At 57.8% G+C, this 19223-nt stretch carries 15 protein-coding genes and 1 pseudogene; 11 read left to right on the top strand and 5 right to left on the bottom strand.

Annotation, left to right across the window (positions count from 1 at the left end; genetic code table 11):
* Positions 1 to 182 precede the first annotated feature (182 nt).
* The 5 genes from ACZ0AI_RS06890 to ACZ0AI_RS06870 are packed head-to-tail and all read left to right on the top strand — an operon-like array spanning position 183 to position 3623.
* Entirely contained in the window at positions 183 to 530 is a 348-nt protein-coding gene (locus tag ACZ0AI_RS06890; RefSeq protein WP_463565115.1) for a metalloregulator ArsR/SmtB family transcription factor, read from the top strand.
* Positions 531 to 551: 21 nt separating this feature from the next.
* Positions 552 to 1835: an arsenic transporter gene (locus ACZ0AI_RS06885; protein ID WP_463565114.1), complete on the top strand. Its 1284-nt coding sequence runs from the start codon at positions 552 to 554 to the stop codon at positions 1833 to 1835.
* A 26-nt stretch (positions 1836 to 1861) separates the two neighbouring features.
* Positions 1862 to 2332, top strand: a complete 471-nt coding sequence (locus ACZ0AI_RS06880; RefSeq protein ID WP_463565113.1) for an arsenate reductase ArsC — start codon at positions 1862 to 1864, stop codon at positions 2330 to 2332.
* An 11-nt stretch (positions 2333 to 2343) separates the two neighbouring features.
* Positions 2344 to 3045: an arsenical resistance protein ArsH gene (gene arsH, locus ACZ0AI_RS06875; RefSeq protein ID WP_463565112.1), complete on the top strand. Its 702-nt coding sequence runs from the start codon at positions 2344 to 2346 to the stop codon at positions 3043 to 3045.
* 11 nt (positions 3046 to 3056) lie between these two features.
* On the top strand, positions 3057 to 3623 hold the full coding sequence (locus ACZ0AI_RS06870; protein WP_463565111.1) for an arsinothricin resistance N-acetyltransferase ArsN1 family B: 567 nt from the start codon (positions 3057 to 3059) through the stop codon (positions 3621 to 3623).
* Between the two features lie 65 nt (positions 3624 to 3688).
* On the opposite strand, the pseudogene ACZ0AI_RS06865 reads toward ACZ0AI_RS06870, so the two are convergent.
* Positions 3689 to 4078 (bottom strand): annotated as a pseudogene (locus ACZ0AI_RS06865) (tyrosine-type recombinase/integrase); the annotation flags it as partial.
* Between the two features lie 198 nt (positions 4079 to 4276).
* Here ACZ0AI_RS06865 and ACZ0AI_RS06860 point away from each other — a divergent pair.
* The 3 genes from ACZ0AI_RS06860 to ACZ0AI_RS06850 are packed head-to-tail and all read left to right on the top strand — an operon-like array spanning position 4277 to position 11477.
* A complete protein-coding gene (locus ACZ0AI_RS06860; protein WP_111461845.1) occupies positions 4277 to 5434 on the top strand; it encodes a response regulator in 1158 nt (385 codons plus the stop codon).
* Between the two features lie 30 nt (positions 5435 to 5464).
* Positions 5465 to 9871 (top strand): response regulator, encoded by a 4407-nt coding sequence (locus tag ACZ0AI_RS06855; protein WP_463565110.1) that lies wholly within the window; start codon positions 5465 to 5467, stop codon positions 9869 to 9871.
* A gap of 40 nt (positions 9872 to 9911) precedes the next feature.
* Complete coding sequence (locus tag ACZ0AI_RS06850; protein ID WP_463565109.1) at positions 9912 to 11477, top strand: ATP-binding response regulator; 1566 nt, start codon at positions 9912 to 9914, stop codon at positions 11475 to 11477.
* 365 nt (positions 11478 to 11842) lie between these two features.
* Here the strand turns inward: ACZ0AI_RS06850 and ACZ0AI_RS06845 are convergent, their stop codons facing one another.
* Entirely contained in the window at positions 11843 to 12742 is a 900-nt protein-coding gene (locus ACZ0AI_RS06845) for an AraC family transcriptional regulator (protein ID WP_463565108.1), read from the bottom strand.
* A 157-nt stretch (positions 12743 to 12899) separates the two neighbouring features.
* Between ACZ0AI_RS06845 and ACZ0AI_RS06840 the strand changes: the two genes are divergently transcribed.
* Both ACZ0AI_RS06840 and ACZ0AI_RS06835 read left to right on the top strand, forming a co-directional pair.
* On the top strand, positions 12900 to 13658 hold the full coding sequence (locus ACZ0AI_RS06840; RefSeq protein ID WP_463565107.1) for an SDR family NAD(P)-dependent oxidoreductase: 759 nt from the start codon (positions 12900 to 12902) through the stop codon (positions 13656 to 13658).
* A gap of 31 nt (positions 13659 to 13689) precedes the next feature.
* A complete protein-coding gene (locus tag ACZ0AI_RS06835) occupies positions 13690 to 14079 on the top strand; it encodes a limonene-1,2-epoxide hydrolase family protein (protein ID WP_463565106.1) in 390 nt (129 codons plus the stop codon).
* Between the two features lie 208 nt (positions 14080 to 14287).
* On the opposite strand, the gene ACZ0AI_RS06830 is transcribed toward ACZ0AI_RS06835, so the two are convergent.
* Positions 14288 to 15472 carry an aldo/keto reductase gene (locus ACZ0AI_RS06830; protein ID WP_463566064.1) on the bottom strand — a complete coding sequence of 395 codons (1185 nt, stop codon included), beginning with the start codon at positions 15470 to 15472 and terminating at the stop codon, positions 14288 to 14290.
* A gap of 188 nt (positions 15473 to 15660) precedes the next feature.
* Here ACZ0AI_RS06830 and ACZ0AI_RS06825 point away from each other — a divergent pair, with 188 nt between their 5' ends.
* Positions 15661 to 16641 (top strand): AraC family transcriptional regulator, encoded by a 981-nt coding sequence (locus ACZ0AI_RS06825; protein ID WP_463565105.1) that lies wholly within the window; start codon positions 15661 to 15663, stop codon positions 16639 to 16641.
* Between the two features lie 157 nt (positions 16642 to 16798).
* Here the strand turns inward: ACZ0AI_RS06825 and ACZ0AI_RS06820 are convergent, their stop codons facing one another.
* Both ACZ0AI_RS06820 and phbB read right to left on the bottom strand, forming a co-directional pair.
* Positions 16799 to 18142: a CitMHS family transporter gene (locus ACZ0AI_RS06820; protein WP_463565104.1), complete on the bottom strand. Its 1344-nt coding sequence runs from the start codon at positions 18140 to 18142 to the stop codon at positions 16799 to 16801.
* 58 nt (positions 18143 to 18200) lie between these two features.
* Entirely contained in the window at positions 18201 to 18944 is a 744-nt protein-coding gene (gene phbB / locus ACZ0AI_RS06815; RefSeq protein WP_463565103.1) for an acetoacetyl-CoA reductase, read from the bottom strand.
* Between the last annotated feature and the right edge of the window lie 279 nt (positions 18945 to 19223).

Here is a 19223-nt window from a genome sequence, read left to right as displayed (position 1 = left end):
AATCCCGGGCGCACGCAGCACACGCCAATCAACAGAACTATATCTCGGGGACATGCGAACCTCAATCAAACAGCATTTCAGGCTGTTACGCGCTCTTCAAAAAATCGTTTATGGCACTAGCAATGCGATCAATGTAACATGTGGATATACGCATATTCGGTTTTCCATTTATACGAGTCGCCATGCTGACCCCACCCGAAGCCTTCAAGTGCCTCGCAGACGAGACCCGCGCTCGTACCACCCTCCTAATCTCTGAGCACGGAGAGCTCTGTGTCTGCGAGTTGATGTGTGCCCTGGAAGATAACCAGTCCAAGATCAGCCGTCACTTGGCGCAGCTCCGGACAGCCGGCCTGATGCTTGATCGCCGGCAGGGACAATGGGTGTATTACCGGCTTAATCCCAGTCTTCCAGAGTGGTTCAAAGACGTGCTTCGCATTACGTCAGAAGGCAACGCTGCGTGGCTGGGCGACAGCACGGCCCGCCTGAGCAAGATGAATGGACGCCCCGAGCGTGCCACCAGTTGCTGCTAGTTCTTGCCGAGAGCCTTTGAGATGGTCGTCGCAGCTGCTGTATTTGTCTTCACCCTTATCCTGGTCATCTGGCAGCCACGCGGCTTAGGCGTTGGCTGGAGCGCCACTGTCGGTGCCGCCCTGGCCCTGCTGGTTGGTGCGGTATCGTTTCAGGACATCCCGACTGTCTGGGCGGTGGTATGGAACGCGACCGCAACATTCATCGCGATCATCATCATTAGCCTGTTGCTGGACGAGGCAGGTTTCTTCGAGTGGGCGGCCTTGCACGTTGCTCGTTGGGCGAATGGCAACGGACGGCGCCTCTTTGCATTTACAGTGTTGCTGGGAGCAGCGGTTTCAGCGTTATTCGCTAATGACGGTGCCGCGCTAATCCTCACCCCCATCGTCATTTCGCTTTTGGTGGCACTGCGTTTTTCGGCGGGCGCCACACTGGCATTTGTCATGGCTGCAGGCTTCATTGCAGACACCGCGAGTATGCCGCTGGTGGTCTCCAATCTGGTCAACATCGTTTCTGCTGACTTCTTCAAACTGGGCTTTGCCGAATATGCCTCCGTCATGGTGCCGGTCACCGTGGCCAGCGTGGCATCGACGCTGCTGGTGCTTTTCCTGTACTTCCGCCGTGAGGTGCCAGCCACTTACTCGTTGGCCGATCTGAAAGATCCTCGATCCGCGGTGCGAGACCGCAGCACCTTCATCTGTGGCTGGTGGGTGCTCGGGCTGCTGCTGCTCGGCCTATTTGCGCTGGAGCCGATAGGCGTGCCAATCAGCGCAGTCGCTGCTGTATGTGCAGCGATCCTGTTTGCGGTTGCATCCAAAGGACATGTGATCTCGACTCGCCGGGTACTGCGTGAGGCGCCTTGGCAAATCGTGGTCTTCTCGCTGGGCATGTACCTGGTCGTCTACGGGCTGAGTAATGCAGGTCTCACCAGCCACCTCACAGCCGTACTCAACCGACTTGGCGAGCATGGCGTCTGGGCCGCAGCGCTCGGCACCGGGCTGCTATCAGCCCTGCTGTCATCGGTCATGAACAACATGCCCAGCGTACTAATCGGTGCGCTGTCCATCAATGCGAGCGCCACCTCGGGCTTAGTACGCGAGGCGATGATCTACGCGAACGTGATCGGCTGCGATCTTGGCCCGAAGATCACGCCCATCGGTAGCTTGGCCACCTTGCTGTGGCTGCATGTCCTTCAACGTAAAGGCATCCGAATCACCTGGGGGTACTACTTCAAGGTTGGCACCTTGCTCACTTTCCCCGTTCTGCTCATCACCCTTTCTGCGCTCGCCTTGCGGTTGAGCCTTTGAGCCCGCCAATGGCGGTAGGAGTTAGCATGCGAGTTCTATTCATGTGCACGGCCAACAGTTGCCGGAGCATCCTCTCTGAAGCGATGTTCAACCACATCGCGCCCCAGGGATTCGAGGCTGTGAGTGCCGGTAGTTTTCCCAAGGGGCAAGTATTGCCGCGCAGTCTGCAAACGCTGAAAGAGGCAGTTATCTCTACCGCAGGCTTGAGCAGCAAGGGTAACGACGCTTTCGAGGCGAGCCCGCCCGATATCGTCATCACCGTCTGCGACAAGGCGGCTGGTGAGGCATGCCCTGTGTATTTCGGCCCGGCGCTCAAAACGCATTGGGGGCTGGAAGATCCTTCAGATGTGCAGGGCGACGAAACCGAGATTTCAGCAGCCTTCAGTGCGACGCTTGCGCAGATTGAACGGCGTTGTCGCGCCTTCCTAGAATTGCCTTTTGGAGCCTTGAGCCGTGACGAGCTGAAGCGCGAGCTGGATCGTATTGGCCAACTCTGAGGAATCCATCCATGACCGTTGAACTCCCCAACGTCAAACACGACCTGATCGGCCAGTTCTCCAAACGCATCGAACCCAGTCAGCACAAGCCGCGAATCCTGTTGCTCCATGGCTCCACCCGCGAGCGCAGTTTCAGCCGGCTGTTGGTCGAAGAAGCTGCGCGGCTACTTCAGCACTTTGGCGCAGAAACCCGCATCTTCGATCCATCGGGCCTTCCGCTGCCTGATGACGCGCCGGTTGAGCATCCCAAGGTGCAGGAGCTACGTGATCTTGTGATGTGGTCTGAGGGACAGGTCTGGTGCTCACCGGAGCGACACGGCGCCATGTCCGCTGTATTCAAGACGCAGATTGACTGGATTCCGCTCGCGCTGGGTGCGGTCAGGCCCAGCCAGGGCAAGACACTCGCCGTTATGCAGGTATGCGGTGGCTCGCAGTCGTTCAACGTGGTCAACCAGCTGCGCGTTCTGGGTCGATGGATGAGGATGTTCACCATCCCTAATCAGTCCTCGGTGCCCAAGGCCTACATGGAGTTCGGCGAGGATGATCGAATGAAGCCATCTGCCTACTACGACCGCGTGGTCGACGTGATGGAAGAGCTGATGAGGTTCACCCTTATGTTGCGTGATCAGAAAGACTTCCTCGTGGATCGTTATTCCGAGCGCAAGGAATCGGCTGAGCAGCTATCTGCCCGCGTTAACCAACGTTCAATCTGAGGTGCCGGATCATGATCAATGTGAGGGTGGCATCCGCAGCCGATGCCGAAGCAATTCAGGCCATCTATGCCCCTGTGGTGCTCGGCACCGCTATCTCGTTCGAAGAGGTGCCGCCTTCAGTAGAGGAAATGCGCGGGCGGATACTTGCGACCCTTGAGACCTATCCCTACTTGGTGGCTGAACAAGAAGGAGTCGTGATCGGCTATGCCTACGCCAGCCAACACCGTGCCCGAGCAGCGTACCGCTGGGCCGCCGATGTGACGGTGTACATCGCTGAAAACGCGCGCCGTAAGGGGGTGGGGCGGCGGCTGTACGCAACCTTATTATCGATGCTCAAGGGGATGGGCTGCCGTTCCGTCTATGCGGGAATTGCACTGCCAAATGCAGGGAGCGTCGGGATTCATGAGCGGCTAGGTTTCCGGCATATCGGCACATTCCCCCAGGTGGGATACAAGCATGGGGCGTGGCATGACGTGGGGTACTGGCTTCTTGATCAGGGCGACCGATCAGTGTCGCCCCCAGAGCCTATTCGCTTTCTTGGGTACCTGCCGAATTGCGATCAGCGCATTATCTCCTAAGGCGAGGCAATGACTGCTTCTGGCCGGGTTAGCGACGGTCTGGCTTCGACCGTCGCTTTGCATAGTCAAACTTCGGGCTGTTCAGCAATCTCCAAGGCATCATCGACCTCAATCCCTAGATATCGAACAGTGCTCTCCAGCTTCGTATGGCCGTTCAGCAGTTGAACCAACCGCAGGTTCTTCGTCCTGCGATAGATCAGTGATGCCTTCGTACGTCTCATGGTGTGAGTGCCATACATGGCCGGATCAAGGCCAATAGCTTTCACCCAGCTTTTTACAATACAAGCGTATTGGCGAGTTGATAGATGGTCGGAGGCATGTAACGTGCTCGGAAAAAGGCAGCCCTCGCTACGGAGCTGGGCTTGATGTATCCAGGTCGCGAGAGCAGACCTTGTTTGCTCAGTGATCACGAACTGTTCTGGCCGCTGCGTTTTTTGCTGTATAGAAAAGCATTTCTCGTTCTGGCTCTGATCGTCAAAATTGCTCTAAAACGTTTTTACACAGCCTCGGTAAGAAGCGGACGTCAGACATCTGCGACTAAAGTTATTTAGAAGCGGCGGAGCGTAGTAACGATTGCATATTTCTCGGCTACGCTCCCAAAAACGGAGCGGCTTTTTTGAGCTCTCCTCGATTGGCAAGGGAGCCGAAACCCCATGGATAGCCTGCACGATATTCCTCAGCCAACTACCGTCCTGGTGGTCGACGACACCCCCGACAATCTGATGCTAATGGTCGATCTGCTCAAGGATCGTTACCGCATCAAAGCAGCCAATAGCGGCGAGAAGGCGTTGCGTATTCTTGAAAACGACCCGTTACCGGATCTGATTTTGCTCGACATAATGATGCCTGGGCTGTCCGGCTACGAGGTGGCAGAGCGCCTAAAGAATTCCCCGCGAACTTGCGGTATTCCAATCATCTTCCTTACCGCCATGGCCACCATAGAGGATGAGATCCTCGGCCTTGAGATGGGTGCTGTCGACTACATAACCAAGCCGATCAGCCCACCGTTAGTTCTGGCAAGAGTCGATACTCAACTCAAGGTCAAGGCGGCTGCCGACTTCCTGCGCGATCAGAACGATTTTCTTGAGCAGGAGGTGCAGCGGCGTACCCGTGAGGTGATGGCTATTCAGGACGTCACCATCCATGCAATGGCTTCGCTTGCCGAGACCCGTGATAACGAGACCGGCAACCATATCCGCCGTACTCAGCACTACATCCGTTTATTGGCGGATTTGCTGCGCGAACATCCACGATTTCGGCAGTTTCTTGATGAGGACACCATTAGGCTGCTGTTCAAGTCTGCGCCTTTGCATGACATCGGCAAGATCGGAATCCCTGATCACATTTTGCTCAAACCTGGGCGCTTCACCCCGGAAGAATTCGAGGTAATGAAGACTCACACCACATTGGGGCGCGACGCCATCCAGCATGCCGAGAATCAGCTGGGAGTGAAGGTTGATTTTTTACGTCTTGCCAAGGAAATCGCATACAGCCACCAGGAAAAATGGGACGGCAGTGGCTATCCAGAGGGGCTGGCCGCAGACGATATTCCTATCAGCGCCCGCTTAATGGCTGTAGCGGACGTGTACGACGCCCTGATCAGCCGTCGCGTGTACAAGCCAGGTATGCCCCATGAGCAGGCAGTCGGCATCATTCGCGAAGGGCGCGGCTCGCATTTCGATCCAGATATCTGCGACGTCTTTGTGGCTAACGCAGAGCGCTTTCGGGAAATATCCGAGCGCTTCTCTGATACCGACCAAGACATGGCCAAGCAGCTGGCAACGCTAGAGAGCATTGCCCAGCAGCCTTGAGTACAGTGCAGCCCTGCGAAGAGACGATAAATGACCCGATTATTCGACCTGCTGGAACGTCTTCCACTGGGGCGCAAGCTGCTGATTGGCTTCACCACGCTGCTCGCGATGATCCTATTGCTTGGTGTGCAGAGCTTACGTACTCAGAACTCTCTTAAGCACGAGATGCAGCAGCTGTATCAGCAAGACTTGGTGGGGATAGAACTGGTGCAGGAGGCCCGGGTGCAGTTGCCTCATGTGATGCAGGCCCTGCAAAGAGCGGTCGGCACCAACAATGCGGAAATTCGTATAGCTGCATTGACCCACATGCACGATGCGCAGAAGCGCTTGCAGGAGGCTGTAACTCAGGCACGCCCCACCCTGCGCCGACAGACTAGCCTGAACGGCTTGGCTGAGTTCGAGGCTTCCCTGCAACGCCTGCTGGACAGCGGTGATGATGCGCTCGCGCTGGTAGGTCGCGGCTATATGGGCCAGGCCATGGCTGTGCTCAATAGCCAGGAGTTCATCGATCTAGAGATGGAAAGTGACGCGCTGTTGGATCGTGTGGCGGAAAATAAGAGCGCCGATATCCACGATACGGCGAAATACCTCGCCGATTATGCAGTGCGCAGCAGCAATGTCACTTACGCACTGTTGCTGGGTGGTTCAACGCTGGCACTAATACTTGCGTGGTTGGTGAGCCGATCGATTCGCCTGCCTCTCAACCGGGTACGCGTTGCGGTGGACGAGCTGGCCTCCGGCAAGCTTGATCAGCAGATTCCCCATACAAACCTGCAAAACGAGACCGGCGACTTGGCGCGTGCCATAGCCAAGCTCCAGCTTGAGTCGCGTCAGCTTGAGCGTCAGCGCTGGATCAAGGGGCACGCTTCCTTGCTGCAGATCGACCTACAGCAAGCGGAAACGCCGCAGGATCTGGCCCAGGCCTTCTTCAGCCGCATAGTCCCGCAGTTGGGCATGTGTCAGGGGGCGCTGTATGTCCTCTATCAGGGCGCTTCACAGCTGCGATTGCTAGGAGGCTACGCCCTGGATGGCCAGAGCCCGCCGTACGTAGAGGTGGAGCTCGGAGAAGGGCTTGTAGGCCAATGTGCCCGTGATCACCAACCGCGTCAGCTCAACGATCTTCCAAAATCCTTTTGGCATGTGCGTTCCCAATTGGGCGAGGCTCGAGTCAGCCATCTACTGGTACAGCCGATAATGCGTGGCGAGCGCCTACTCGGCGTGCTGGAGCTAGCCGGGTTCCATCCTCTGGACGAGGACGAGGAACTGCTGCTGCAGGAGGTGCTGCCTAGGTTGGCTGGTGCGTTGGCGATCATGGAACGTAGCGAAGCCGCTCAGGCATTGCTGCAAGAGACGCGTCGCCAAGCAGACGAGATGGGAAATCAAGCGCAGCAGCTGGAGCGCCAGGCTCAGGAGTTGGAGGCCCAGCAGGCAGCACTGCGAGCGACCGAGGCCTGGTATCGCGGCATCATTGAGGCGTCGCCTGACGGCATGTTGGTACTGGGTGCCGACGGCCGCATCATGATGACCAATCCGCAACTCGACGTTCTATTTGGCTATGAACACGGCGAGCTAATCGGGGCTTTTGTCGAGCGGTTGGTGCCGCATGCTGCTCGCGAACGGCATGTTGGTTTGCGGGACGGTTTCATCGCTAGCGGCACCACGCGTCAGATGGGCGGTAACTTAGATGACCTGCGCGGCGTGCGCAAAGACGGCAGCCAATTTTCGGTGGAGATTGGCCTCTCCCATCTGCCTAGCCTCGAGGGGCGTGGTATTTGCGTCTGCGCATCGGTGCGTGACGTCAGTGAGCGCCGTGCGATGGAAACCAAGCTGCGCACGGCAAGTGACCGCTTGAGCCTGGCTCAGGAGGCGGGTGACATTGGCCTGTTCGACGTTGATTTGGTTACTGGTCACGACTACTGGACGCCTCAGTTGGAGCATATGTTCGGGCTCAAAGCTGGCGAATTCGGTGGGACCATGGCGCACTGGAATGCAATGCTACATCCCGATGATGCAGAAGCTGCTGATGCCTCTTACGCGGAGGCGATTATCAGCGGTGTCGACCGCTTTGAACTGGACTTCCGCATCGTACGGCGGAACGACGGCGCGGTACGCACCTTCAAGTCGCTCAGCCGTTTCACTCGTGCCGCGGACGGCACGCCACTGCGTGCGACCGGTGTCAACATCGACATCACCGAACTGGTCGAGGCGCGGGCGGTGGCTGAGGAGGCCACTCGAGCCAAGAGCGAGTTCCTCGCCAATATGAGCCATGAAATTCGTACTCCGATGAATGCCATCATCGGCATGAGCCACCTGGCGCTGCGCACCGAACTGGACAGCAGACAGCGCAACTACATCGAGAAGGTGCATCGCTCGGCGGAGAATCTGCTAGGCATCATCAATGACATCCTCGACTTCTCCAAGATCGAGGCGGGCAGGATGAGCCTTGAGCACATTCCTTTCCGTCTGGAGGACGTACTCGACAGCTTCGCGAGCATGGTCGGCCTGAAGGCCGAAGACAAGGGGCTGGAGTTGCTGTTCCATACCCAACCGGAATTGACTACTGCGCTGGTTGGCGATCCCCTGCGCCTGGGACAGGTGCTTATCAATCTGGGCAACAATGCCGCCAAGTTCACCGAGTGCGGTGAGATTGTGGTCGGCGCAGAGCAGATTGGTGTGAACGACGAGCAGGTTGAGCTGCATTTCTGGGTGCGTGATACCGGTATCGGTATGACGCCCGAGCAGTGCGAGCGAATGTTCCAGTCGTTCAGCCAAGCCGACAGTTCGACCACACGCAAGTACGGAGGCACCGGGTTAGGTCTGTCCATTTCGAAGAAGCTGGTGGAGCTGATGCAAGGACGAATCTGGGTGGAGAGCGTGCCGGGACTGGGCTCTACCTTCCATTTTCAGGTGCGCCTAGGCATACAACATGGTGTACAGCCACGGCGCATGTTCAGGGCAGACGAATTGCCGGGTATGCGTGTTCTGGTGGTGGACGACAACGCCAGCGCCCGCGAAATCCTATCGGGTATGGCGCGCAGCTTCGGCCTAGAGGTAGATGTCGCCGAGAACGGCAGTATGGCCCTTCGTCTATTGGCCGATGCCGAGGCGCGCGAGCTGCCTTACGACTTAGTGCTGATGGACTGGCGGATGCCTGGTATGGACGGCATGGAAACGGTGAGCCGAATGCGTTCTGGCAACCTGCGCCTCACGCCGTCAGTGATCATGGTTACCGCGTTCGGCCGTGACGACGCCCGCGATGAGGCCGAGCGGCAGGGCATCCAACTGCCAATTGTGCTGACCAAGCCGGTTACCCCATCGTCATTGCTCGAAGCCATCGGCGCAGTGTTGGGCCGGGAGCCCCAGGGTGAGACCCGGACGAGCGAGCGTTCCGAGCAGAGTGCCAATACTGTTGCCGGACTACGCGGCGCACGGCTGCTGCTGGTGGAGGACAATGAGCTGAACCAGGAGCTCGCGTGGGAGCTGCTGGAGAGCGCTGGGATACAGTTGCGCCTGGCGCGCCATGGCCAGGAAGCTCTGGACATCCTGGTTGCCGATGCCGACTTCGACGGTGTGCTGATGGACTGCCAGATGCCGGTAATGGACGGCTATACCGCCACTCGCAGAATCCGTGAGCAGGCACGTTTCTCGGAATTACCGGTACTGGCTATGACTGCCAACGCGATGGAGGGTGATCGCGAGCGTGCGCTGGCCTGTGGTATGAACGACCACATATCCAAACCACTGAACGTCGACGGCATGTTCGCCACTCTGGCCAAGTGGATCCATCCCAAGACTTCTCGCCATGAGCCGGCACCGTCATTGCCGGAGCCGGCTTTGGACGACCTGCCGCAGCATATCGAGGGCATCGACATCGCGGCCGGCTTGAGCACCTGTATGGGGCGTCGTGATCTCTACCTGCGCCTGTTGCGAAAATTCCGTGATACCCAAACTGGCTTCGTTGAGCAGTTCCAAGCGGCCTTAACCGATCCGGACACCAGCGCTGCCGGCCGACTCGCCCATAGCCTGCGGGGCACCGCCGGTAATATTGGCGCCAAGACTGTGGCCCAGGCTGCAGGCGCGCTTGAGGGAGCCTGCCAGTCCGGCGATCAGGAGCTGACAATTCGCAGTTTAGTGGCCGAGGTGCAGCGATGCCTGGCGCCGATCCTGGCGGCCTTAACCGCTCTGGGCAATGGCCCTGCGAGCCCGGAGAACGCTGTTCGGTGTAACGACGCTGAGTTGGAGCGGGAACTGACCTTACTAGCGCGTTTGCTGGGTGAGAGCGACACGGCTGCCGTGACGGTTCTTGAGGAGCTGCGCCGACAGCCGCTTGATCAGCTCATGGCTAAGCGCCTTGCGCTAGTGGCTCAACAGGTTGAGCTATTTGACTTTGACCGAGCCCTGGCGTTGTTGCAGGGCGAGTCAGCAACAGGCGCCTGACTGGCGTTTCCCGATCCGCCGAATTGGAGCCCTACGCATTATGATCACCGCCGATACCGTATTCTTAGTCGTCGACGATGCCGACACCATGCGCAGGGTCAATAGTAGCCAATTGGAGCGTCTAGGGGCACGACACATCCTCACTGCTACCAATGGTGCAGAGGCCCTCGCAGTACTAAAAGCGCGTAAGGTAAACGTGATTCTTTCTGACTGGAACATGCCGGTCATGGATGGCCTCACTTTGTTGCGCAGGGTACGCAGTGACCCCAAGTTGGCCATGCTTCCCTTCATCATGATTACCGCAGAGAGCTCTCGCTCCCAAATTACCGAGGCCATCGCTGCCGGTGTCAGCAACATACTGATCAAACCCTATACCGCCAATGACCTTTCGCAGCGCGTAACGCGTGCCATGAGTCACCGTCCTCGGCTGCATTCGCCACCAGTGAATGCTGAACCGGCCCAAGAGCCAAAAGTTGAGGAGCGTCGTCCCACGCTGCTGGTGGTCGATGACGTACCGGACAACCTAGCACTGATTGCTGGGCTGTTTCAGAACGAGTATCGCGTATTGGCTGCGCGCGACGGACGCAGTGCATTAGCCATCTGTACTTCTGAGTCCCCGCCAGACCTAGTTCTTCTGGATGTGATGATGCCGAATATGGACGGTTTCGAACTGGCCCAGCACCTACGCAGCCATCCCAACGCTAGCCGCATCCCGGTCATTTTCATCACGGCCATGAGCGATCCGGCAGCACAGCTGCGTGGGCTTGAGCTGGGCGCAGTGGATTTTGTCAGTAAGCCGGTTGATCCCACGTCGCTACATCTTCGGGTGGTCAATCTGTTACGCCTGGTAGAGCAACGCAACGATCTGCAACAGGAGTACGACACCATGCTGGAGCTGGAGCGCTTGCGCGAGGAGGCCAGCAGTATTTCACGCCATGATCTGAAAGCGCCTCTGTGCAATATTCTCGGCTTGGCCCGCGGCCTGCTTGAAGGGGGCAACCTGCTGCCGCGCCAGTCGCAGATGCTGCACAGCCTAGAAACCGATGGCCAGAACCTGCTAGGAATGATCGACATGGCTGGCGACATTTACAAGATCGAGACCGGTCGTTTCGAACTGAAGCCGGTCGCGGTCGAACTGCTGCCTCTAGTAAGGCGCCTATGCGACTCGGCCAGGCTGACCTACCAGGCAAAAAAACTAACAATTGAAGTATTGGCGGAAAACACCAACGAATCGACACCAGTGCTAGCTAGCGGAGACGAATTACTGTGCTTTTCGCTACTAAACAACCTGCTGAAGAATGCCTGTGAGGCGGCCCCCGAGAAAAGCCGCGTGCGGCTCATATTGACACCCTCCGACCATGTTGAATTGGTAATGGAGAACCAGCCAGCGGTACCCGTGGCATTTCGGTCACGGTTCTTCGAAAAGTACGCGAGCCATGGCAAATCTAGCGGTACGGGGCTGGGCACCTACTCAGCAAAGTTACTAGCGGAGGCCCAGCAAGGCAGCTTGGAGTTGGAAGTGGATGACGAGGCGAACCTGACACGCTTACGGTTGCAGTTGCCGCCTGGAAAATTAAGTTCTGCAGTTTTGGCTAATCAGATCTAGGCCAAGCAGGGTAAGGGCGCCTCTAACTACTCACTGACCGCTTCTGGCCGATTCTGTTGAAAAAGTCGCGTTGCCTAAACTGCCCCAATAGTGACCGATGAAAATGCCTTTTCTGCGCGTCGCTACGTTAAATCTGAGCCCACAAACCTCTGCCGAATTTTAGGATTTCAATCTCAGGCGCCAACTTTTCTGCCGTGGTAACCAAGGCCGACTTTTTCAACAAAATCGGCCGGTAGCCTCCCGTCGTCACCGGCTGCAATCGGCCAAAAGCGGAAGTTGCGGCTCCTGTGTGGTATCGGTACCTCGTCCAAATATAGATGCCCAGCGGCCCGGCCTTTGCTATAGAGACGTTTGGTGGTTGCCATCTACACCCTGATTGAATTGCCTATTGCCTGCCGGATATCTCGCACGTCGCGTGCAGGCGATGCGCCGAATTGGCGTAGATATTCGCGGCTGAACTGCGACGCACTTTCATAGCCGACGGCAAACGCCACATCAGCCGCGCGATGTTCGCCAGCAAGCAAGAGCTGACGAGCTTCCTGCAATCTGAGCTGTTTCTGATACTGGACAGGACTGAGGCCGGTCATCGACAGAAAATGGCGATGCAGGCTCGCCCGGCTCATACCGCTTGCATCGCACAACGCCTCGATGCGAAGCCGGGTATTGTAATGATCCCTGATCCAGGCAACGGCCCGCCGGATGCCACCCAGAGCGCCCTCAGGTTGAGCGATCTGCCGCAGCAGCCTTCCCTGCGGTTCCTGCAAGAGACGATAGAGCAATTCCCGTTCGACCATGGGGCCGAGAATCGAGATGTCGTCAGGTGTGTCGAGCAACGACAGCAAGCGAAGTAATGTGTCGCGAAGCGAAGCGGTCATTGGGTTTATCGCGATGCCAATGCCTTTTTGCTCGCTCTCGCGTACCGGCGGCATCGCCGCGGCCAGTTCAGCCAATATGGCCGGATCCAGCACGAGCGATATCGCCACGTAGGGCTGCCCTCCTTGAGCATCGATAATTTGCCCGATCAAAGGCAGATCCAGGGCGCTGATGAGATATTGCTCGCTGTCGTAGCTCAGCAGGTTGTCGTTGATCGCAACGCGCTTGGAGCCTTGCAGGATGAAGCAAATCATCGAGCGATACAGACAGGGCGCCTTGTCTGTCGAGCCTTGGCCCACGCAGATATCCACACGCGGGATCGGCGTGATGGTCAAACCCGGTGGCGCGTGGCGCAGGGCGATATTGAGGTGCGGGGCAAGATCGTCGTTCATGGGCCGATTATGCTGATGGCCAGACGCTACGCAAGACGGTTGAGACAATCAGGCAATGAATTGAGCCTATTGGGCGTGGGTTACAGGCTGGTCATTACCTATCTTGGGCAGGTCAAGAAAGCGCCGCAAGGCGCGCCCAACCTAGCAGAGATATCCCATGACCAATCAGATCGCACTCATCACCGGCGCCAGCCGGGGCCTTGGCCGCAACATAGCGCTTCACCTCGCCAGGCGCGGCGTCCATATAATCGGCACCTATCGCAGCGGCTCTGCGGAGGCCGAGACGCTGAAACAAGAGATAGAAGCTTTGGGCAGCAAAGCCGCGATTCTGCCGCTCGACATCACCGAGACCGGCAGCTATCCCGCTTTCGTGAGTTCAGTGACCAATACGCTGAAGAACGACTTCGGCCGTGAGCGCTTCGACTTCCTCATCAACAATGCCGGCAATGGGCTCTTTTCGAACTTCGTTGACGCGACCGAAGGCCAGTTCGAGTCACTGGTTGCCACTCACCTTCGTGGGCCAATTTTTCTGACCCAGAAGCTGTTACCGATCGTGGAAGATGGTGGTCGCATCCTGAACGTATCCTCCGGCTTCGTGCGTTTTACTCTGCCGGGCTACAGCGTGTATGCGGCAGTAAAGGCCGCGATCGAAGTTCTGACCCGTTATCTGGCCGTAGAGCTTGGCTCGCGGCAAATTCGGGTCAATGCAATTGCCCCTGGCGCTATCGCAACCGACTTCGGCGGTGGTGCAGTACGTGACAACAAGGAGGTGAACGCATACGTGGCACAAGGCATCGCGCTTGGCCGTGTCGGTCTGCCGGACGATATCGGTGGTGCTGTAGCCGCCATCCTGTCCGATGACATGGCTTGGGCCAACGGGACGATTTTTGACATTTCCGGAGGGCAGCTGCTGTAGCAACAGTCGCATCAATTCAAAGGAGGCCGTCATGCCTACACCGATCGAAAATGTCACCGCTTTCTTTGCCGCTTATCCCGAGAATGGCGGCAGAGTTGCCATCCAGCAGTGGTTCACACCCAGTACCGTTTGGGTCAATGAAGGTGTCGCCACCACTACCGGTATCGACGAAGCGATTGCATTCATTGATGCACTAGAGAAGGCATCAGGTATCGCGACCGTACGTTTTGAAATGCTCGCCATCGCTGCAGACGGCAACAGAGTGCTCACCGAACGACTCGACCGGTTCGAGCGCGCTGATGGCAGCGAGATCGGAGCAACCAAGGTAATGGGCATACTTGAGCTTGACGGCGATCAGATCGTTGCGTGGCGAGATTACTTCGATGTGAACTTCGCTCAGAAGATCTCCGATAGCCAATAGGTAACGCAGCGACTGTGCCTCACGTAGAGAGCAGCTTTCCGTAGATCCTTGAAATGCCCTCCACTTCTCCTAATTGGCGATGGAGGGCCGTTTCAGGTGTTCTTCCGCTCGCACTGTGTCCCTTACGCTACCGCTGCGATTCGCTCGTGATGCTTCGCTGATGAGCGCCTTCGAATGCGTTATGCCACGAGCTCGCCAATAATACGAATCAGGACGGTACCGGTGCTTGGGCATCGATCAAGCTCTGACCCTTCAGTTCGTCCCAGAAGGCTGCCGGAATACCAACTTTCATCGCCTGGACATTGGAAACTATCTGCCCCGGCGAACGTGCACCTGGAATGATCGCGGACACTTGCGGATGCGCCGCTGCGAACTGTAGGGCGGCGGTATGGATATCAATGCCATGTCGGCTAGCAACCGCCATGATCTGCGCGCGCTTTTCCACCGCACCGGCAGGTAGATCCACGCTGAAGTTGTAGCGGCTGCGACCGCCCAGAAATCCATCATTCAGTGGTGTTCCAACCACGACGCTGGTGCCTTTCTTTTGCAATGCTGGAAAGGTGCTTTGCAGCGCATCGCTGTGATCCAAGAGTGAATACTGGCAGGCAAGCAGCACGATGTCTGGCGTCGGGTCATCACTAGTCAGTGCCTGTACCACGGCGTTAGGTGTATTGACGCCGAAGCCCCATGCCTTGATGAGGCCCTCTTCACGCATCTTTTCAAGCTCGACCATCGCCCCCGTGCGGGCGATTCGATACGCCGCTTCCCAGCCGCCCTCCAGCTCGGTGTTATCTGGTGATACGTCATGAATGAAGACGATATCGATACGGGGCAACCCAAGGCGTTGCAAGCTGTCCTCCACGGAGCGTCGTGTACCTGCTGCGGTGTAGTCATACCGATAGTTGAACGGAGCGGGAGACTTCCAGATGGCATGGTCTGCCCGCTGACCACCCGCAGCCGTGAGTACGCGACCGACCTTGGTGGACACCACGTAGTCGTCTGGTGACTTGCCGCGCAGAAAGCGGCCCAGGCGGTATTCGCTCAAGCCAAACCCGTAGAAGGGCGAGGTATCGTAGAGCCTGACGCCAGCGCCCCAGGCCGCCTGCAGAACTACGTCCGCCTGCTCGTCGCTGATCGGCGCGAAGATATTGCCGATCTGCGTCCCGCCCATACCAAAGCGCTGAGACGTCATGTATCTCATCGCGTGCGAAGGCGAATTGACGGGCAGGTCAGCACGTACGAGCTGCCCCTGCGTACGCATCACGCTTCCGCGCTCGGTCAGGGAGGTGGGCACGGTTGCTGGAACCGCCGAGCTCCCGACGCTCGAGGCCGGCAGCAGAGCAGCCGCAACGGCGCCAGCCGCCGAATAGGTAAGAAAATCTCGTCTGTCCATCCAAATTTCCTTTCGCGACTGAGTGTCCACGGATTTATCGAAGCCGGTATTGGTGCTAGAAATTAGAGCAACGAGGGGTGGCCGGGTGACCCTAATGCGCCTCATCTTTTGCACAATCCTGCCGATACGCTTGTGCTGGCCACGCACTCTCAGCAGACTCGAAAAATCCGTTAACAGGGGCGCATGTGATGACGAGCGGTTCCTTCTCGCAGTTCGATTTCGGGCACGTGCATTCCCCTACCTCGAGCGAATCCGCTCAGCTCAACGAACGCGCCCAGGCACTGCGGGGGCTTATCGAAAAAGTCACCCGGCAGATAGGCTTGAACGAGGTTTGCACGACATCGATTCCAGGCCTGACCTTTTATCGAATGGCCGAACTGGGTACGCCCACGTACTGCATTTACGAGCCCTGCGTGGCCATCATTCTGCAGGGCGCGAAGGAGATCACGTTCGGTGAGGAGGCCTCCGAGTTCAGTCAGGGGGTGTTTTTCGTTACCTCGGTGGACATACCCACGTTGGCTCGAGTGACTGCAGCTAGCGAGCAAACACCTTATCTGTCCGTTGTGTTGAAGCTCGATCTTTCCATGCTCAATGAGGTAATCCAGACCCTGGAAACACCACGGCAGGAAGCGGCTTCCGAGGCGCGGGGATTTGCATCGGGTGCAGCGTCGGGTGAGATGCTCGACGCTTTCTCACGACTCTGCACACTGACCGAGCGGCCGCTCGAAGCTGGCTTGATGTCGGATCTCGTCAAGCGCGAGATCTGCGTTCGGCTGCTGCTCGGTGGCGCGGGGCAGTGGTTGCGCAGCGTCACTCGCGACGGTTATCGAGACAAGGGCATCGTCAGAGCCATTGAATGGCTTAAACATCACTACGACAAACCGCTGCACGTTGCCGATCTCGCCGAGCGATCGGGAATGGCCAGCTCTACGCTGCATCACAACTTTCGCAAGCTGACAGGCACCAGCCCGGTTCAGTATCAAAAATCTCTACGGCTGCAAGCCGCGCGCAGCCTGATGTTGACCGACAGGGTCGATGTGAACACCGCTGCGCTGAGGGTCGGCTACGAAAGCGTCGCGCAATTCAGCCGCGAGTATGCACGGCGTTTCGGTGCGCCCCCCTCGAGAGATATCAAGCAGGCACGAGAGCATGGTGGGAGTCCTCACTAGCCGCCTCCCGCATGAGGCGAATGTGAGAGGCTGTGGTGATCTAATTTCCCCAGCCACCAGTCTTACGAGAGCTAGAGTTAACAACGCCCCGGTAGCCGGGGCGTTGTAAGCAGCTGGCAGACAGCCGCAGCTGCTTCTTGCTTAGGCTGGCTTCGACCTATTCCGCTACCGAGTAGAGCGGGAACAGGCCCAGAAGCATCGACGACACCATGATCAGCAGCGACAGCGCCAGCGACCACTTGAAGGTGTACTTCTGATGGTCGCTGAATTCGACTCCCGCAAGGCCAACAAGCAGGTAAGTGGACGCTACCAGCGGGCTCAGTAGATGCACGGGTTGGCCGACCATCGAGGCGCGGCCGATTTCGGCTGCGGAAATACCGTACACCTCGGCGGCCTGTGCAAGTACCGGCAGCACTCCGTAGTAGAACGCGTCGTTGGACATGAAGAACGTGCCGGGAATGCTAAGTAGCGCCGTGATCGGCGCGAGATAAGCGCCCCAGCTTTCTGGCAGTGCCCAAAGCAGCGTGTCCGACATGGCTTTCACCATCCCCGTTCCAGACAGGATGCCAGCGAAGATGCCTGCCGCCAGAAAGATTGCGATCTGGTTGAGGGCGGTTGGTGCATGGGCTGCGATGCGTCGGCGCTGATCATCGATCCCCGGATAGTTGATGACCAACGCAATGGAGAACGCCACCATAAACAGAATGGGCAGCGGCAACAGCTCGATCACCAGGCAGGTCATTAGTGCCAGGGTCAGTACGGCGTTCAGCCAGAACATCTTTGGTCGGCGCAGCTCTGCGTTTTCAGCGCTCAGTGTGAGCAGATCCGACATGTCTTCGTCGGCTCCTTGCGCATAACGGCCATTGCCGTTACCCGGCATTTTCAAGATGCCGAGACGCCGACGCTCCTGTATGCCTAGATAGAAGGCGAGCAGCACAACACCGCCGAAGCTGATGATCATCGAAGGGATCAGCGGCAGGAACAGCTCGGTAGTTTCTACCTGCAGCGCGGCCGCCGCACGAGCTAGTGGGCCGCCCCAGGGCAGCAGGTTGGTCACGCTGGCCGCGAGTATCACTACGCAGGGCAAAATCAGGGGGTTGAGCCCCAGCCGCCTGAATAGCGGCAGCATCGCCGTGAGCGTGATCATGTAGGTGGTTGATCCATCACCGTCCAGCGAGACCATGCCGGCGAGCAGGGTGGCGAACACCACGGCCTTGGCGGGATCGCCTTTGATGAGGCGGATGAACGTTCTGATGATGGGGTCGAACAGGCCGGTGTCGAACATCATGCCGAAATACAGGATGGCGAACATGACCATGACGGCCGTTGGTGCAACCTTGCGTAACCCCTCGATCATCATAGTGCCCATGTCGCCGGTAAAGCCGGCCATCATGGCGAAGACGATGGGGATGATGGTCATGGCCACCAAGGGCGCGAGGCGCTTGGTCATGATCAATGTCATGAAAACCACGATCATGCCGTAGCCGAAGAATGACAGCATTGCTATCTCCTGATCAGTTTTGTTCTTGTCGTTGAAGCACAGTGGGACGCGTGGCGCGTCACGTCATGTGCAGTCCGCCGTTGATCGCGAAATCCGCGCCGGTGGCGAAAGAGGACTCGTCTGATGCGAGCCAGGCGCACATCGCCGCTATCTCTTCTGGCCTACCGAGGCGCTTCATGGGGATGTCCTCGACGATCTTGTCCATCAGCTGGGTGTGGGTGATGGACTTGAGGCGTTCGGTGCCGATGTAGCCGGGTGAAACCGTGTTTACGGTGACGCCACGGTGCGCGACCTCCCTGGCCAGCGCGCGGGTAAAGCCGCGGATGGAGGACTTGGCGGTGGCATAGTTGACCTGGCCGATGTGTCCGAGCTGGGCATTCACCGTCGAGATATTGATGATTCGCCCCCAGCGCCGCGAAACCATGCCGTCGACCACCTGCTTGGTGACGTTGAACAGCGAGTTGAGGTTGGTATCAATGACGGTTTCCCAGTCATTGGGACTCATGTCGCGGAACACTACGTTGCAGGCAGTACCGGCATTGTTGACCAGCACGTCAATTGGGCCGACGTCCTTGCGAACCTTGTCAAACGCCTCAACCGTGGAGTCCCAGTCCGCCACGTTCCCTTCGCTTGCGATGAAGTCGAAACCCTGCTTCCTGTTTTTCTTCAGCCACTCATCTTTGATCGGCGAGTCGGGGCCGCAGCCCGCAACCACGACAAAACCATCCTTGTGCAGCCGCTGGCATACGGCGGTGCCGATACCACCCATTCCGCCGGTGACGAACGCGATACGTTTGGACATGTGAAGTCCTCCTGGAAATTTCAGGTGAATAGGGCGACTACGTGTAGGGGGCTTTTCAGTCGACTAGCGAGAACTGCGGGTGGCGGCTGGTCGGCAGTCGACTGACCGACCGGTAGAGCGATGAGCGAGGATGTCATCGGATTTCTCCAGTGGATTCTTATTGTTTAGCGCTGCTCAAAGGCCTTTGGCTTCCAGCGTGCCGCGGCATTTTTGCCCTCACAGGCAGCGTTTCCTTTCAATGAGCATTCGTTTATCGGGCTGATAGCAGGCGGTTGCTGT

This window comes from Pseudomonas sp. AC355 (assembly GCF_979258205.1).
Note: the sequence above shows the minus strand (reverse complement) of the source record. Positions and strands in the feature narration are given on the sequence as shown.

Excerpts from the sequence above, each read along its gene's own strand:
- ACZ0AI_RS06845 (WP_463565108.1), bottom strand. The coding sequence starts at position 12,742 with ATGAACGACGATCTTGCCCCGCACCTCAATATCGCCCTGCGCCACGCG.
- ACZ0AI_RS06825 (WP_463565105.1), top strand. The coding sequence starts at position 15,661 with ATGACGAGCGGTTCCTTCTCGCAGTTCGATTTCGGGCACGTGCATTCC.
- ACZ0AI_RS06890 (WP_463565115.1), top strand. The coding sequence starts at position 183 with ATGCTGACCCCACCCGAAGCCTTCAAGTGCCTCGCAGACGAGACCCGC.
- ACZ0AI_RS06855 (WP_463565110.1), top strand. The coding sequence starts at position 5,465 with ATGACCCGATTATTCGACCTGCTGGAACGTCTTCCACTGGGGCGCAAG.
- arsH (WP_463565112.1), top strand. The coding sequence starts at position 2,344 with ATGACCGTTGAACTCCCCAACGTCAAACACGACCTGATCGGCCAGTTC.
- phbB (WP_463565103.1), bottom strand. The coding sequence starts at position 18,944 with ATGTCCAAACGTATCGCGTTCGTCACCGGCGGAATGGGTGGTATCGGC.
- ACZ0AI_RS06860 (WP_111461845.1), top strand. The coding sequence starts at position 4,277 with ATGGATAGCCTGCACGATATTCCTCAGCCAACTACCGTCCTGGTGGTC.
- ACZ0AI_RS06830 (WP_463566064.1), bottom strand. The coding sequence starts at position 15,472 with ATGGACAGACGAGATTTTCTTACCTATTCGGCGGCTGGCGCCGTTGCG.
- ACZ0AI_RS06870 (WP_463565111.1), top strand. The coding sequence starts at position 3,057 with ATGATCAATGTGAGGGTGGCATCCGCAGCCGATGCCGAAGCAATTCAG.
- ACZ0AI_RS06820 (WP_463565104.1), bottom strand. The coding sequence starts at position 18,142 with ATGCTGTCATTCTTCGGCTACGGCATGATCGTGGTTTTCATGACATTG.
- ACZ0AI_RS06835 (WP_463565106.1), top strand. The coding sequence starts at position 13,690 with ATGCCTACACCGATCGAAAATGTCACCGCTTTCTTTGCCGCTTATCCC.
- ACZ0AI_RS06885 (WP_463565114.1), top strand. The coding sequence starts at position 552 with ATGGTCGTCGCAGCTGCTGTATTTGTCTTCACCCTTATCCTGGTCATC.
- ACZ0AI_RS06880 (WP_463565113.1), top strand. The coding sequence starts at position 1,862 with ATGCGAGTTCTATTCATGTGCACGGCCAACAGTTGCCGGAGCATCCTC.
- ACZ0AI_RS06850 (WP_463565109.1), top strand. The coding sequence starts at position 9,912 with ATGATCACCGCCGATACCGTATTCTTAGTCGTCGACGATGCCGACACC.
- ACZ0AI_RS06840 (WP_463565107.1), top strand. The coding sequence starts at position 12,900 with ATGACCAATCAGATCGCACTCATCACCGGCGCCAGCCGGGGCCTTGGC.